Origin of the sequence: Sulfitobacter mediterraneus, from assembly GCF_003054325.1 — a bacterium.
GTDB lineage: Bacteria > Pseudomonadota > Alphaproteobacteria > Rhodobacterales > Rhodobacteraceae > Sulfitobacter > Sulfitobacter mediterraneus.
In genome coordinates this window covers 156,164-171,907 of sequence record NZ_QBKU01000010.1, presented here as the reverse complement: position 1 = coordinate 171,907, position 15,744 = coordinate 156,164, and the positions used below count along the sequence as shown (strand labels likewise).

Sequence of the window (15,744 nt, the reverse complement as noted above, 5' to 3'; positions counted from 1 at the left end):
GGCCTGACGCCGGCGGAATATGCTAACCGGTCAGTGAAGGACCAAAACCTGAACAGAGCTAACCTAAACTAGCGGACTCAATGGGGAGCAGGTCACTGGATACGAAGAAGAACCTATGACCAAATCCTCTAAGATGGTTAGTTACGGACAGATCGACCACTAAATTTCAGATTAGCGCCAATGTCCGAACACATTTGGGCATCACATCGGCCAGCAACAGCAGCCACAAGAGGCGACTATGGCGAGCCCGAGCACTGACCATCAATCGATCGAAACCTTGCGACCAACCGGAGTTGCCAGGGACTCTCGGCGTTTCAGGCGTATCTGTTTCTTGCTGGTTGCAGTTGCCGTAGTTTTCCTATGCTACGGCGGCGCATAGTTCTGCCCAGCAGGCACGTTTGATCTGGTTTCAACGCCGATGGAACGAGCCCGTAAACTCCACCTCAGTTATCGGTGACAGTCGCAAAATTGGTACTCAACCTAACAAATCATGGCCAAGAGCCAACCAATCTACTGTCTAGCCTGTAAAGAGATCTCGTCAAATTTGATCCGATCAGAATACCGCGTTCAAATAGGCCAGACGCGCCTTCAAGCATCGCGCGCTTCCATTGATGGAGCATAACCGGTTGACCCACAAACCGACTGGCCGACTGGCTGAGTGTTTCTTCGCCTTTCAGCGCTTCTAACGCCACCTTGGCTCTGAATTCTGGATGATGTTGCTTCCGTTTCGACAAACCTGATCTCCTTCGTGTTGAAGATCGGCAAACAATAGGTCGCAGTTTGCGTTAGTGTCCGACTTTCGGGGGGATAGCTCAGTCCATAAACATAGGGCACCTCACTCATTTCCTATTAGCTTAGCTAACACTCCATCTACAATAGCGATTTTTTCCTCATTACTCATGAAGACAGGCGCACTCTCGCGGCCATTTTTGCGGTGAGTGATCTCTTCGATAAGGGCAATTCGCTGTTTCTCTGGCATTTCTCCGTAGTAGATCTTAGTAGTTTTATCATCCTCATGCCCCATGTTTTCGGACCACGCTTTGCGTTGTAGCTGCGTTAGAGGCCGACAGTCACGCTCAAAAGCAAGCGTATCTTTGACCGAATGCGGATTGTACTTCTGTTCTGTATCACGACAAGCAAGCGCAAAGGCCTTTGTCACCACATCTCTGGTGGTCATCGGCTCAATTGGGTTCCGGTTTGGATCTTTTAGATCTTTTCGTGTTTTGAGCATTCGTAAATCTGGAAACAAGGCATCGTCGCCTCGAAGACCTGCTTTCGTGATAATCTCAACCCATTCTTGGACCGCTTCGACAAACCGCTCAGAAATCGGAAACCAGCAGATTCTGAGGCTCTTGCCAAACTTCGTGCGTGACGCTGTACCATCTTGGATGATTTGGCGATTTTCGGTCTCAAAATGGCCAACCCGGAGCGAAGTGACGGTGTCCGCTCTCAAGCAACCGAGATGGGCTATAGCGAACATCGCCCGGGCCCGTATTTCGGCATTGGTCAGAGAAGGCATGCCTTTCAAGAGGATTTCTGCTTCTTCAATCGTTGGGTACACCTTGTCTTTCTTTGGCAAAGCCTTGGCGTAGGCTGCCTTTGGCATTTGAATGAAGCCTGGCAGGTCTCGCGGAAGACGCTTGTATCCATCCTGCTTGATCAACCACTCTAGAAAGGCCATGATCTGAGAGGCCTGGTGCGACACGGTAGATCTGGACTTCTGGGCGTCCCCCTTTTTTATCAACACCGCCTTGAGCTCACTGCGCACCTGATCCACATCTCGGATGGTAAGATTGTTGAAGGATTTTCCTTTCAGGACATTCTCCATTAATCGGATTGCTGCAAGATGTTGATCGATCGTTTGTTCTGCAAGCCGACCCGCGTAGAACTGCCAGTCATAGAGGATGCGATCATTTACACACCACCAATTGCAGCCGTTCAGTTTCTCGCTAATCCCAATACCCCCGCTATCTGGCCCCATTTCTTCGCGTAACGAATGCACGGGGGTATTGGGATTGCGCAGCTTCTCAAAAATATCCCGATCGGCCTTGGAAATGAACTTCCGCACGTGGCTTCCACACTCAGAACATTCTGCAAAACCCATGCATGCACTATTGCGCAAGGTTCTTTCAGTAAGCGTTTGGACGTTGGGAAACACAGACGCTTGGCAGCTAGAGCACTTGAACTCCCCTGGCCTGACTTGGGTCTTCAGTCGTTCACGTCTCTCATTGTGAAAATCGCTCACCCGCCCGCCTCGATAGAGGTAAGGCCGCGTGCTGTCCGAAGGTTGCAGTCCCCCTTTCACCCAATTTGATATCGTATTTGCGGTGACTGAGAATTTCTCTTGCAAGTCTTTACCCGAATAGACTCGGTTCTTCTTAAGTTTAACGCCTGAGTACGAACGGCTCATGCGTCAACACTGCCGCCGACACATGCCCCGCTCAAGCGAATGAATGTTGCTACGAAACGTTGCATTAGTTTGCCACATTCTTGCCTGGAACCACTCGTTTGGCGTCAAGCCATATGTTCAGATCAGAACCGCGATAGATCACCTTACGGCCAAGTTTGTAGTAAGCTGGCCCGACTCCCTTGTGCCGCCATTGTGCCAGCTTGTCGCGATCCCCCAGAAGCTGGAGCTCGGGATCGCCCAATAGATAGCAGCGGTCGTTTTCGAAAAGGTTTGACACGATTGGTTTTCCTTTCGTTGCGGTGGATCACAACGAATGGAATGCGCTTGTCTTTTAGCTATCGGCAGTCCCCGATCTAAATATCGGGGACCTCAAGCTCCTGAAATATATAGAAAAGAAATTTGTTCGCTGATGGCTACGTAAGGTTTGCATTTCCCCTTTGGGCAGTTTTGGCTGAGCCCTTTCCGGAACCGTTCAGCGATATGTAGCAGATGCAAATCTGTTTCTGGATTGTCTTCGAGATAATCCATAGCCATTCCCAGATGCACGACCCCGCGATAGCAGCTCCAGATCTTGCGGAGCGTATCCTTGTCTCTGGCCCCACTGATGCCAAGCGCCTTTGCCAGATCTCGAACTTGTTCAAGGATTCCACCCGTAACGTGCAGCCCTTGGAATCTCTGACTTTGAATGGAATCCCAAACTAACTTACCAATTTCCTCAGCGACATTCAGTTTGCGTTCGTTTTTGCGCTCGTATCGGCCAATTATGCCTGCGCATTCATGCGCGGCATCGTATCGGGCTGCAGACGTTTCAGCGACCCATTGGACGAATTCTGGCCTATTTCTCTTTTGCTCGGCGTCTCGCCTACCAATCGGAAAGTTAGGTAGACCCATGCTAACCACTTCCTGCCGCATGACATCGATTCCACGCATGCGGGCTTCATGAGTGTCTTCGCTGAGCGCGACGCGAAAAAACTCGAGGCTTAAAAGCTCTGGTTCATTAATGGGTATAATTGCCATACCGCCTCTTCTAGTTGCACCGAGATGCGACAAATTGGGACCACATGCACATCAGCTCTCGTCGCTTCTCCAAAAGATCAGATCGGGCATATGCCCTCTCGACATCTGAACCGACGGTATAGGCCAAACTCTTCTCAGCGATTTCTCTAGGCGCATTTGTAACTTCTGAAGCCCAGTCTCGAAACGCAGATCGAAATCCATGAACTGTAGCACCTTCGATGTTCATTCGTCGCAACAACATCAGCATCGACATGTTGGACAAGGGTTGATTCCGGTTTTGACCTTCAAAGACATATTCTGATCCCATCGCTTTCAGAGGCTCAACAATTGCCAACATTTCCGCAGTAAGAGGGACACGATGATCGTCACCAGTCTTCATCCGTTCTGCTGGGCAGGTCCAGACCCGCTCGTCGAAGTCAACCTCTGCCCAGCGCATTCCTAACACTTCTCCAGTCCGCGAGCAGGACAAACACGTAAGCATTAATGCCTTTGCTGCAATCGCGCTGCGGGTTTTCAAGTCGGAGAAAAATGCAGGGACATCTTTCCAATGCATTGCTTTGTGGTGTTTTGGCTTTGCCGTCACTTTCGGCAGAACCCGCGCATCTTTGATCGCCGTCACAGGGTTCTCGCCCGACCGGAAACCTTTAGAACGCGCTACGTCCAGGACGATCTTGATCCTTTGGGCCAAACGTCGCGCAGTTTCATGTTTCTCCGTCCAGATCGGTGCGAGGCACATCATCACCTCAGGCTGATGAATACTGTCAATCGGCATCCGTCCAATCTTTGGGAAAGCATAGTCGCGCAACGTGTTGATCCACTGTTGGCCATGCTTAGCATTCTTCCAAGTGGGCATCCGATCAATGTGAACCTGTTGAGCCACCTCTTCAAAAGTAGGCACCTCCTGCCTAGCATTGAAACGCGGGTTCATTCCTTGCTTTGCCATTCGGCGATATTCAAGCGCCCGCTCTCGTGCTTGGTTGATCGTTACAATATCTGCGCCGCCCAAACCAAAGTCAGTTCTCAGAGGCGCGCCTTTCTTGTTTTTCTGGCCTTTGACCACAACGCGAACAATCCAGCGCCGTGCCCCCGATGGATCAACAACCAGATAGAGGCCGCTCCCGTCGCCATGTCGCCCAGCGCCAAGGTTCTCTACCAATTTTTTGGTCAGCTTCCCAGATAAGGCCATTCCAAAAATACCACCTTCTGTACCACTCAAGGAGCGAATATAGGGATCATTGAAAGAAACTCAATCCAAACGACCGCGCACTTCAAATACCAGAAGACAACTGAAAAAGCCGCCATAGGCGACCCATTCAAACTCTGTAGAATTGTATGGTGGCGGAGGCTCAGGGATTCGAACCCTGGGGACGCTTTCACGCCCGTCGGTTTTCAAGACCGGTGCATTCGACCACTCTGCCAAACCTCCGCGATATGTCTCCCTTAATCAACCTGTTACGATTCGGCAAACCGAGAAATCGCGTAATGGGTCGGGGAATTTTGCCGATCCGCCTTCGCCAGCCTTTTCAGGTGCGTCTTGCCGCGTTAGGATGCCGCAAAGATCCCCGTCAGGGGACGATCGGTGCTGCCGACAAATCGGCTAAAACGTGCCCGACAGGGACACACAGGCAAGGACAGAACATCATGAGCAGGCCCGTTGACCCTATGCATATCAACCGCCCCGGCTGGCGTCTTTGGACGGGCGCGGCGGTGTCGCTGGCGCTATTGGCGGGTTGCGATGAGAACGGGCAGTTCAACCTGCCCCTGCCCAAACCCAAAGCGGAGGCCAGCAGCGCGGGCAGCACGCAATCGACCAAATTGATCGAGCGCGACGTCGAAGCGCCCGAGATTTTCTCGGCCACCGAACAGGGGCTATGGGATGGACGTCCTTCGCTCGGCGGTGTCTGGGTGGCACATCCGGATGTGAAAGAACCCGAGCGGGTGATCATTCGCAATCAGGCCAACGGCAAATTTGTGATCGGAGCCCTGTTCCGCCGCGAGCGTGAGCTGCCCGGACCGCGTTTGCAGATATCCTCTGATGCGGCGGCCGCGCTGAACATTCTGGCCGGTGCACCGACCGAGCTGAACGTGACTGCCTTGCGCCGCGAAGAGACGGCTGTGCCAACCGATCCGGTGCCCGCGCCGCAGACCACTGACACCGTTGCCGCCCCCGCGGAGGTTTCCGAGACCACGCTGGATCCGATCGCCGCCGCTGGCGCTGCGATTGAGGCCGCCCCAGCCACACCCGTGGCCAAGGCCCCTGCCCCGAAACCCGCCAAAGCTGCGCCCAAGCGCAGTGCCTCATCGCTGAAACGCCCGTTTGTGCAGATCGGCATCTTCAGCGTTGAGGCCAACGCCAAACGTGTGGCCAAGCAGATGCGCGGTGCAGGTGTTGTGCCAACCATCAAACGCGGCGAGACCAATGGCAAACCGTTCTGGCGTGTTGTGGTTGGTCCGGCCAGCAACAAATCCGAACTCAGCGGCCTGATCAAAAAGATCAAAGCCGAAGGCTTTTCTGACGCCTATGCCGTCACCAACTGATCTGCCGTCGAATTGCCAAGTGAACTGAACCGACAGGAGCATACCCCCCTCATGATCCGCATCTTTGCTGCCTGCCTGGCGCTGATCTTCTTGGCCCTGCCCGCCGCGGCCTTCGATACCAAGGCCAAGGCTGCCTATGTCTTTGATCAGACCACCGGCACGGTTCTGCTGACCAAAAACGCCGACACACCTTTGCCGCCCGCGTCGATGTCGAAATTGATGACGCTCTATATGGCGTTTGAGGCGATTGAACGGGGCAAACAGAACGGCGGTCTGGATCTGGTGGAAAAACTGCCGGTCTCCAGCCACGCGATGGCCTATGGCGGATCGACGATGTTTCTGGACACCACGGACCGGGTCAAGGTTGAGGATCTGTTGCGCGGGATCATTGTGCTGTCGGGCAATGATGCCTGCGCTGTGATCGCCGAAGCCCTGTCGCCCGATGGCAGCGAATACGGCTTTGCCCGGATGATGACCCAGCGGGCGCAGCAGTTGGGCATGACCAATTCCACCTTTGCCAATTCCAACGGCTGGCCTCAGGCCGGTCATCTGATGTCGGTGCGTGATCTGGGCCTGCTGGCGACCCGCATCATCACCGATTTCCCGCAGTATTATCCGCTGTTTTCTGAACGCAAATTTGCCTTTGACGGGCGTGCGCCCAAAAACACCACGAACCGCAACCCATTGCTCGGTCTTGGCATCGGGGCGGACGGGCTGAAAACCGGGCACACCAATGAGGCCGGATATGGCTTGGTTGGCTCTGCCAAACAGGGCGACCGCCGGGTGATCTTTGTACTTTCCGGCTTGGGCAGTTCCGCCGAACGGGCACAAGAAGCCGAGGCCATCGTCAACTGGGCCTTCCGCCAGTTTTCGCAAAAATCGCTGGGCGCGGCGGGTAAACGTCTGGCGGATGCCCCCGTGGCGATGGGCGTTTCTGACAGTGTCGGCCTTGAATTGCAGGATGATTTGTCCGTGTTGGTGCCTGTCTCTGGTGGCGCTGATTTGAAGGGCGAGGTGATCTATACCGGCCCCTTCCACGCTCCGATCGCCAAAGGTGATGTGCTGGGTGAATTGTTGGTGCAACGGGGCGATCTGCCTGAGGTCCGCGTGCCGCTGGTCGCTTCTGACGCGGTTGAGCCGGGTGGATTTATGGTCAAAGTGACCGCCGCCGCGCGGCATCTTCTGGCGCGTCTGAATGCCGGGCCACAGGACGCATCGTGAGCCAACCGGGACTTTTCATCAGCTTTGAGGGCATCGACGGTTCGGGCAAATCCACTCAGGCCCGCCTGTTGGCCGAAACGCTTGAGGCACGGGGCATCGATGTTGTTTTAACGCGCGAGCCGGGCGGATCACCTGGCGCCGAAGAGATCCGCGCCTTGGTGTTGCAGGGCGATCCGGACCGCTGGTCAGCCCGCACCGAAATCTTGCTGTTCACCGCTGCCCGCCGCGATCATCTGGAACGCACGATCCAACCGGCGTTGGATGCGGGCAAGGTGGTGATTTGCGACCGTTTTGCGGATTCCACACGGATGTATCAGGGCCTCTCGCGCGGTGATTTGCGGGGCATGGTCGATCAGCTGCACAGCCTGATGATTGGGGTTGAACCGGACCTGACCATCCTGATCGACATGGATCCTGCCAAGGGTCTGTCCCGCGCCCTGTCGCGCCAAACGGTGGAAGAGCGGTTCGAGGAATTTGGCGAGGATCTGCAAAAAGCCATGCGGGCCGGATTTCTGGCGTTGGCCAAAGAATATGCAGCGCGGTTTGAAGTGATCGACGGCGCCCGCGAGATTGGCGAGGTCGCGGGCGATGTTCTGGCCGTTGTTCAAACGCGGCTGGAAAAGGCTGCGCAAAGCTGATCTCAGGCTGCCCCGGCCATGCCCAAAAGCACCTCTTTGCTTGCGTCGTCTGATGGAAAAAACAACTCGATCTTAAGATCATCGAGCGACAAATCCTCGGCGGTGCCAAATTGTGCGATGGTGGAAAACAGCGAAAGCTGCTGATCGCCGATGCGGTAGATTGTGGGAATAACCGGCGGCGTATCCTCTGTGCCTGATGGCCCCGCCGCTTTGGTCAATTCCTCGGCCACCGTATCAAACCGCGCATCGCCGCCCCGCCCCGCACTTTCCGTGCGCAGGCGCAGCGCCAGATGCTGTGCCACTTCGGGCCAGTTCACAATCACCTGCGGCAATAGATCTGAGCTGGAAACTTCCAGCAAATCCGCCCCTTCGCGCACTCCTAGCAAACCAAACAGCCGCTGCGCCGATTGGTTCATCCGTACCACGCGCCACATCCGGTCCAGCGCAAAACCGGGATAGGGATCATGGCGCATCAACATGTGATCAATCGCGGCGCGGATCGGGGCCATCTGCGCATCCTGCCAATCGCGCCCCGGATACCGCGCGGCAAACCCCGCCAGCGTCAGCATCTGATTGCGTACCGCCAAGGGCAGATGCAGCGCCTCGCCCAACCGGTCCACCATCTCGCGGCTGGGTTTGGCGCGCCCCGTTTCCAGAAACGACAGGTGCCGCGATGACACCTCGGCCTCCAGCGCCAGATCCAGTTGGCTAAAGCGGCGCTGTTTGCGCCATGATTTGAGGCTGTCAGAAAATGTGGTCATGGGATCAACCTATCACGGTTTTTGGCGCGGCACAGTTACCTCGGAGGTAATTGATTTGCCTCCCTCTCATGGCGCATCACCGTGCCAGTTCATCGAAACAGGAGGCTGCCATGTCAGCACAATCTGCAAAAAAACTCGCCCAGTTCGCCGCCATCACTGTGATCGGCTTTGGCCTGATCACCGCGCTTGGCTCCACTCCCGCAACCAATGCCTTGCCCAACATGCTTGTGGATCTGCTGCTTTGGCCCGTCAACGGGATGGAGCGCGTGGATACCCCTGCCGCCCAGGTTATCGCGGCGATCGCGGGCGGGGTTATGGTGGGATGGGGTATCAATCTGCTGCTGATTACCAACCACCTGTTTGACCGCGACAACCGCCTGTGGTGCCTGCTGGTGTTTCCCGGATTGGCCTGTTGGTATGTGGTCGATAGCACCGGATCTGTCCTTTCCGGCGCTTGGCTGAACGCTTGGCTCAACCTCAGCTTTTTGGTGATGTTCGCACTGGCCTATTGGATGCGCCGCCGGGCAATGGCACAGGCGCACCCGGCCTGAGGCCAGCCGCAGCGGCAGGGGTTTTTCGCCCCTTGCCTGCCCTGCCCCATTCCATCCGCCCGCAAACGTGCTAAACGATTTGCATGAGCGATGACGCCCCCCAACCAGACCGCGTGGACGGTGCCCTGCACCCCCGCGACACGCCCCAACTGATCGGGCAAAGCGCGGCTGAGGCGGCCTTTCTGGACGTGTTCAACGCCGGAAAATTGCACCACGCCTGGCTGCTTTCTGGCCCGCGCGGCGTGGGCAAGGCCACGCTGGCATGGCGGTTGGCGCGGTTCTTACTGGCCACACCGGACCCTGAGGATGGCGGCATGTTCGCGGCGGACCCCGCACTGAGCTTGGACATCCCCGAGGATCATCCCGTTGCCCGGCGCATCGCTTCTGGCGGCGAAGGGGCGGTGAAATCGGTCACGCGCTCCATCAACCCTGACACCAAAAAGATGCGCAAACAGATTGTCGTGGACGATGTGCGGGCGCTCAACGGGTTTTTCCAGATGTCTGCCGCCGATGGTGGGCGGCGGGTGGTGATCATCGACGACGCCGATGAGATGAACCCGAACGCGGCCAATGCCCTGCTCAAGATGCTGGAAGAGCCGCCCGAACGCGCGGTTCTGCTGCTGATCAGCCACCAACCCTCAGGCCTGCTGCCGACGATCCGCTCGCGCTGCCGGACCCTGCGCCTTGGCTCCCTGTCGCCCGATGAAATGGCGCAGGCGCTGAATGCCTCTGACGTTGAGATCAGCGGCGATGCGGCAGCCTTGGCCGAACTATCAGGCGGCTCTGTTGGCGGTGCGCTGCGCCTGTCGCTGATGGGCGGGCTGCAAATCTATGCCGAATTGATTGGACTAATGGCATCCCTGCCGCAGATGGATCGCACCCGCGCCCTCAAACTGGCCGAAGCCGCCGCACAGCGCGGGGCAGAGGAAAAGCTGACCTTGCTTTTCACGCTGGTGGAGTTGCTTTTGGCGCGGCTGGCCCGCACCGGCGCCACCGGATCACCGCCTGCCATAGAGGCCGCGCAAGGCGAAGCGGCCCTTCTGGCCCGCCTGTCGCCCACCCCGCATCAAGGCCGTATCTGGGCCGATGTCGCCGCAGAGATTTCGGCACGCGCCCGCCACGGGCTTGCGGTCAACCTTGACCCTGCCGCGCTGGTCCTAGATACCCTGCTGAAGATGGCCCAAGCGGCCCCGCGATAAGACAGGACCGCAGGCATGACGCAAACGCCGCAGATCACAGACAGCCATTGTCACCTTGATTTCCCCGACTTCGAAGGCCAGCTGGACGAGGTGATTGCCCGCGCCGCCCGCGCAGGTGTGACCCGCATGGTCACCATCTGTACCAAGCTCAAAAACGAACCCGCCGTTCGCGCCATCGCCGAGGCGCATGATCCGGTGTTTTATGCCGCCGGCACCCACCCGATGTCCGCCGCGTCAGAACCTCTGACCAGCACCGATGAGCTGATTGCGATGGCGCAGCATCCCAAGTTTGTCGGCATTGGCGAGACCGGCCTTGATTACCACTACACCGCCGACAGCGCCGAGGTACAGAAAACCTCGCTGCGCATTCACATCGACGCGGCCCGGCAAACCGGCCTGCCGCTGATCATCCATGCCCGCGACGCCGATGATGATATGGCCCGCATCCTTGCTGATGAGTTCAAACAGGGGTCTTATGCTTGCGTGATGCATTGTTTCTCCTCATCCCCCGCGCTGGCCCGCGCTGCGCTGGATCTGGGGTTTTACCTCAGCATGTCGGGCATTACAGCCTTTCCCAAATCCACCGAACTGCGCGAGATTTTTGCCAACTGCCCGGTGGACCGCGTTTTGGTGGAAACCGATGCGCCCTACCTTGCCCCGCCGCCCCATCGCGGCAAGCGCAATGAACCGGCCTATACCGCCCATACCGCACAAAAGGCGGCGGAAACATTCGGGCTGGGTTACGCCGATTTCGCCGCTCAGACCCAAGCCAACTTTGATCGCTTGTTTGCCAAGGCTGCGGCCTATCAGGTGCCCGCCTGATGGCTCAAATGCGCATCACCATCCTGGGCTGCGGCTCTTCTGGCGGGGTGCCACGCCTTGGCGGGCATTGGGGCGCCTGCGATCCGAATGAGCCGAGAAACCGCCGCAGCCGCTGTTCGGCCTTGGTGGAACGGATCGGGCCAGAGGGCACAACATCGGTGCTGATCGACACCTCCCCCGATATGCGCCAACAATTGCTGGACGCCGAGGTGGGCCGCCTTGATGCGGTGCTCTACACCCATTCCCATGCAGATCATGTGCACGGGCTCGATGATCTGCGGATGCTGGTCATCAACATGCGCCAGCGCCTGCCGGTCTGGGCTGACGAACCCACGCGCGCGGCCCTGCTGGAACGCTTCGGTTACGCCTTCATCCGCCCGGAAGGGTCGATGTATCCGCCCATTCTCGACATGCATAATATCGAGGGCGACGTGACCATTGAGGGCGCTGGCGGCACGCTGGCCTTCACCCCGTTTCTGGTCAATCACGGCGGCATGGATGCCCTTGGCTTCAAGATGAACAACGTTGCCTATCTGCCTGATGTTGCAAGTATTCCCGATGACGTCTGGCCACACCTCCAAGGCTTGCGCTGCTGGATCGTTGACGCGCTGCGCCGCGATCCGCATCCAACCCACAGCCATCTGGACCAGACCCTTGACTGGATCAAAGACATGGCCCCGCAAGAGGCGGTGTTGACCAACATGCACAACGATCTGGATTATCAGACCCTGCGCGGCGAGCTGCCCGCGCATATTTCACCAGCCTATGACGGTATGACGCTCAGCTTTGAGATCGACTGATCTTCATTTGGCCCTTTAAACCTCCACGGGGGTGTGGGGGTGTGAAACCCCCACTGCAACGCCCCCACAATGACCAAGGCTGCCGACGTGCAAACCCTTCTGGATGTCATTCTGCCCGTGTTTCTGGTCATTGGTTTTGGCTATGTCGCGGTCTGGGCCAAGCTGTTTCCGGCCTCGGGCATCGACGGGGTGATGAAATTCACCCAAAACTTTGCCATCCCCTGCCTGCTGTTTCAGGCCATCGCGCATCTTGATCTCTCCGCCTCGTTGACCCCGGCCCTGATGGTCAGCTTTTTTGGCGGCGCGGCGATCTGTTTTGCACTCGGCATCTTTGGTGCGCGGCTTTTGTTCAAGCGCGATTGGGAAGACTGCGTTGCCATCGGTTTTTGTTGCCTGTTTTCCAACTCTGTCTTGCTGGGCCTGCCGATCACCGAACGGGCGTACGGCGCCGATGCACTGGCGGGAAATTTTGCCATCGTCGCCTTTCACGCGCCGTTTTGCTACGGGCTGGGCATCACGGTCATGGAGGTGGTGCGCAACCGCGGTGAAACCGGGCTAACCATGCTGCGCAATGTGGGCCGCGCGATGTTCCGCAATGCGCTGGTCATCGGTATTTTGGCCGGATTTGCCGTCAATCTCAGCGGACTGATCCTGCCCACAGTTGTTGAGGATGCATTGTCGCTGATCGTGCGCGCCGCCCTGCCGGCCGCGCTTTTTGCGCTTGGCGGTGTGTTGATCCAATACCGGCCCGAGGGCGATATGAAAGCAATCGCCATGGTCTGCGGCATCGCGCTTTTGGTGCATCCGGCTTTGGTCTGGACCTTTGGATCAGCCTTGTCCCTGCCCACGGATGCATTCAGATCCGGTGTTCTGACTGCCGCCATGGCGCCGGGGTTCAATGCCTATATCTTTGCCAATATGTATGGCCGGGCGCGGCGGGTTGCGGCCTCATCGGTGTTGATTGCCACTGCGATTTCGATCCTGTCGGTCTGGTTCTGGCTCGGCGCATTGCCCTGACCGCTCAGGCCAAACCCAACACCGGCGCGACCGTGGCCTGATCAAAATTGGCCCCGCACAGCACGATGACGGACGTTTGCCCGGCAAAACGTGGCTGATCCTCCAACCAAGGCGCCAATGCCAATCCGGCAGAGCCTTCGACCAGCATCTTTTCATCCCAGGCGATGCGCCGCATGCCTTCGGCGATCTGGTCTTCGGTGCAGGTGATGAACTCATCCACCACCTCTGTGACCAGCGGCAGGGTGATCGTACCTTCGTCGATGCCGCCCGCGCAGCCGTCCGCAAGCGTTTCGGAATGGACCACATCCACGGTCTTGCCAGCCTTCACACTGGCATCCAAAGCGGCGGAGTTCACCGCGCTGACCCCGATCATCCGGGTGTGCGGCGCATAGGCTTTGATCACCGATCCGATACCCGAGATCAACCCGCCGCCCCCCAGAGAGACAAAAACGTTGTCGATCTGCGGCAATTGTTCCAACAGCTCAAGCGCCAGAGTGCCTTGTCCGGCGATGATCTGCGCATCGTTATAGGGCGAGACATAGGTGTGACCGCGCTCTTCTGCGACGACCCGCGCATGACGCTCCGCGAGACCTGAATCATTGGAATGCAAGATCGCCTCAACACCCAAGGCTTTGATCTTGTTCAGCTTATCTTTAGCTACCGTTTCGGGCAGCACCACAGCCAACTGATGCCCTGTGATCTGCGCCGCCGTTGAAAGCGCGATGCCGTGATTGCCCGATGAGGCGGTGATCACCGGCTGGTCCACTGGCAGGGACGTCAGTTTCGACAGCGCCCCGCGAAACTTGAAAGACCCTGTGCGCTGAAAATTCTCGGCCTTGAAGAGCAGACCTGTGCCATCCTCAAACACCCGTTTTGACGGCAGACAGGGAGTCGGCGGCAACCATTGCGCAATGCGGCGGCGGGCCTGAACGCTGGCGGCGGCCTGTTGCAGGACGAGAGGCGATTGGGTCATGTGGTGTCTCCTTGCCCGGCCAATCTATGCGGCCCATGCGGCAGGCACAATCCACCCGCATACCCCTTACTTTGACCACTGGCACCTTGGGCCAAAATGGGCCTTACTGGCGGCATATCCAATTGTCTGGAGGTTCCTCATGCAGCTGCGCGCCCATCACCCCTATCCCTCTCGCCGCTCGGCGGTTCTGGCTGGCAATATGGTGGCAACCTCGCAACCACTCGCAGCACAAGCCGGGGTTGCCATGTTGGCGCGCGGCGGCAATGCGGTGGATGCGGCGTTGGCTGCGGCGATTGCCCTGACGGTGCTGGAACCGACAGGCAATGGCATCGGATCAGACGCCTTTGCGATCCTTTGGGATGGCAATGAGCTGCACGGGCTCAATGCCTCTGGCCGCTCCCCTGCGGGATGGACGGCTGACCTGTTTGTTGGCCAAACCGAAATGCCGTTTCGCGGCTGGGAAAGTGTGACAGTGCCCGGCGCGGTTTCGGCTTGGGTGATGATGTCAGACCGGTTTGGCAAGCTGCCTTTCGCCGATCTGTTCGCACCCGCCATCCGCTATGCCGAAGGCGGATTTCCCGTCTCGCCCGTCATTGCCAGCCTCTGGGCGCGGGCGGCAGAGGAATTGCACCCACAACCCGGATTTGCCGTAACCTTTATGCCCAATGGCCGCGCTCCAAAGGCCGGAGAGATATTTGCCAGCCCCGGCCATGCCCACACCCTGCGCCGGATTGCCGAAACCAAGGGCGAGGCGTTTTATCATGGGGACATCGCCCAGAAGATCGCCGCCTTTGCCGCAGAGCACGGCGCGGCCCTGACAGCGGCTGATATGGCCGCCCATGAGGCAGATTGGTGCGGCACCATCTCAAAAAGCTTTGATGATGTGACCTTGCACGAGATCCCGCCCAACGGTCAGGGGATTGCGGCGTTGATGGCGCTGGGAATGCTGAACCATACGGCCATTCGCGATCTGGATGCAGATGATCCCCAAGCGATGCATTTGCAGATCGAGGCGATGAAGCTGGCCTTGGCGGATGCCGAAACCTATGTGGGCGATCCGGGCCATATGGACCGCGTCGGTTCGGATGATTTGTTGAATGACGCATACCTCAAGACGCGGGCGGCGTTGATTGATCCGGCGCGGGCGCAGGATTTTGGTGCGGGGGCGCCTAAACAAGGCGGCACGGTTTATCTGACTGCAGCGGATGCATCAGGCATGATGGTGTCCTTCATTCAGTCGAACTATGCCGGGTTCGGCTCAGGTGTGGTGGTGCCGGGCACCGGCATCGCCTTGCAAAATCGCGGCGCGGGGTTCTCGCTTGATCCTGCCAACCAAAACCACGTTGGCCCGAACAAGCGCCCTTTTCACACCATCATTCCCGGTTTCGTCTTGGGGCCTGAGGGGCCGCGTATGAGTTTTGGCGTGATGGGCGGGCCGATGCAGGCGCAGGGACATGTGCAAATGCTGCTGCGTTGTGAATTGTTTGGTCAAGATCCGCAGATGGCCGCCGATGCGCCGCGCTGGCGGGTGACCGAAGGGCTGGGTCTGGCCTGTGAGACCACCCTGCCCGAGACAACTTTGACCATGCTTGCTGCGTTGGGACATAAAATCACGCTGGAGGCACCGGACAATGCCTTTGGATTTGGCGGGGCGCAGTTGATCCGCCGTTTGCCGGGCGGCGGCGGTTACGCTGGCGGATCGGACCCGCGCAAGGACGGGGCGGCGATTGGTTTTTGACGTGAGGTCAAACCAGTCATCCAGCAGCAGGTTTGATCCATCTCAACGCGGCCTGCGGG

General features: G+C 58.0%; 15 protein-coding genes and 1 tRNA gene. 9 read left to right on the top strand and 7 right to left on the bottom strand.

Annotated features, from left to right (window positions below):
- Positions 1–835 precede the first annotated feature (835 nt).
- From C8N31_RS16140 to C8N31_RS16120, 5 genes are all read right to left on the bottom strand, one after another.
- Positions 836–2,104 (bottom strand): tyrosine-type recombinase/integrase, encoded by a 1,269-nt coding sequence (locus C8N31_RS16140; RefSeq protein WP_037918641.1) that lies wholly within the window; start codon positions 2,102–2,104, stop codon positions 836–838.
- A gap of 370 nt (positions 2,105–2,474) precedes the next feature.
- Positions 2,475–2,687: a helix-turn-helix transcriptional regulator gene (locus tag C8N31_RS16135; protein ID WP_025048761.1), complete on the bottom strand. Its 213-nt coding sequence runs from the start codon at positions 2,685–2,687 to the stop codon at positions 2,475–2,477.
- Positions 2,688–2,779: 92 nt separating this feature from the next.
- Positions 2,780–3,427: a hypothetical protein gene (locus C8N31_RS16130; protein ID WP_025048760.1), complete on the bottom strand. Its 648-nt coding sequence runs from the start codon at positions 3,425–3,427 to the stop codon at positions 2,780–2,782.
- A gap of 10 nt (positions 3,428–3,437) precedes the next feature.
- The gene (locus C8N31_RS16125) at positions 3,438–4,643 is read right to left on the bottom strand and encodes a tyrosine-type recombinase/integrase (RefSeq protein ID WP_231476840.1); all 1,206 of its coding nucleotides are present in this window, start codon (positions 4,641–4,643) and stop codon (positions 3,438–3,440) included.
- A 120-nt stretch (positions 4,644–4,763) separates the two neighbouring features.
- A tRNA-Ser gene (locus tag C8N31_RS16120) sits at positions 4,764–4,853 on the bottom strand.
- 215 nt (positions 4,854–5,068) lie between these two features.
- Between C8N31_RS16120 and C8N31_RS16115 the strand changes: the two genes are divergently transcribed.
- From C8N31_RS16115 to tmk, 3 genes are read left to right on the top strand one after another with little or no spacing between them, the layout of a single operon-like run.
- Positions 5,069–5,965, top strand: coding sequence for an SPOR domain-containing protein (locus tag C8N31_RS16115; protein WP_037918639.1), 897 nt, complete (start codon positions 5,069–5,071; stop codon positions 5,963–5,965).
- A 51-nt stretch (positions 5,966–6,016) separates the two neighbouring features.
- On the top strand, positions 6,017–7,186 hold the full coding sequence (locus C8N31_RS16110) for a D-alanyl-D-alanine carboxypeptidase family protein (RefSeq protein WP_025048757.1): 1,170 nt from the start codon (positions 6,017–6,019) through the stop codon (positions 7,184–7,186).
- The gene (tmk, locus tag C8N31_RS16105) at positions 7,183–7,824 is read left to right on the top strand and encodes a dTMP kinase (RefSeq protein WP_420834949.1); all 642 of its coding nucleotides are present in this window, start codon (positions 7,183–7,185) and stop codon (positions 7,822–7,824) included. Before C8N31_RS16110 ends, tmk begins: the two co-directional genes overlap by 4 nt.
- A 2-nt stretch (positions 7,825–7,826) precedes the next feature.
- Here the strand turns inward: tmk and C8N31_RS16100 are convergent, their stop codons facing one another.
- Positions 7,827–8,585, bottom strand: coding sequence for a helix-turn-helix domain-containing protein (locus C8N31_RS16100; RefSeq protein ID WP_025048755.1), 759 nt, complete (start codon positions 8,583–8,585; stop codon positions 7,827–7,829).
- A 110-nt stretch (positions 8,586–8,695) separates the two neighbouring features.
- Between C8N31_RS16100 and C8N31_RS16095 the strand changes: the two genes are divergently transcribed.
- From C8N31_RS16095 to C8N31_RS16075, 5 genes are all read left to right on the top strand, one after another.
- A complete protein-coding gene (locus C8N31_RS16095) occupies positions 8,696–9,136 on the top strand; it encodes a hypothetical protein (RefSeq protein ID WP_107992389.1) in 441 nt (146 codons plus the stop codon).
- An 83-nt stretch (positions 9,137–9,219) separates the two neighbouring features.
- Entirely contained in the window at positions 9,220–10,335 is a 1,116-nt protein-coding gene (locus C8N31_RS16090; RefSeq protein WP_025048753.1) for a DNA polymerase III subunit delta', read from the top strand.
- A 15-nt stretch (positions 10,336–10,350) separates the two neighbouring features.
- Entirely contained in the window at positions 10,351–11,157 is an 807-nt protein-coding gene (locus C8N31_RS16085; protein ID WP_025048752.1) for a TatD family hydrolase, read from the top strand.
- Positions 11,157–11,957, top strand: a complete 801-nt coding sequence (locus C8N31_RS16080; RefSeq protein WP_025048751.1) for an MBL fold metallo-hydrolase — start codon at positions 11,157–11,159, stop codon at positions 11,955–11,957. The genes C8N31_RS16085 and C8N31_RS16080 overlap by 1 nt, the downstream gene beginning before the upstream one ends.
- Positions 11,958–12,026: 69 nt before the next feature.
- Positions 12,027–12,974: an AEC family transporter gene (locus C8N31_RS16075; RefSeq protein ID WP_037918635.1), complete on the top strand. Its 948-nt coding sequence runs from the start codon at positions 12,027–12,029 to the stop codon at positions 12,972–12,974.
- A 4-nt stretch (positions 12,975–12,978) separates the two neighbouring features.
- Here the strand turns inward: C8N31_RS16075 and C8N31_RS16070 are convergent, their stop codons facing one another.
- Positions 12,979–13,947, bottom strand: a complete 969-nt coding sequence (locus C8N31_RS16070; protein WP_025048749.1) for a threonine ammonia-lyase — start codon at positions 13,945–13,947, stop codon at positions 12,979–12,981.
- 139 nt (positions 13,948–14,086) lie between these two features.
- On the opposite strand from C8N31_RS16070, the gene C8N31_RS16065 reads away from it, so the two are divergent.
- Positions 14,087–15,685, top strand: coding sequence for a gamma-glutamyltransferase family protein (locus C8N31_RS16065; protein ID WP_025048748.1), 1,599 nt, complete (start codon positions 14,087–14,089; stop codon positions 15,683–15,685).
- Positions 15,686–15,744 lie beyond the last annotated feature (59 nt).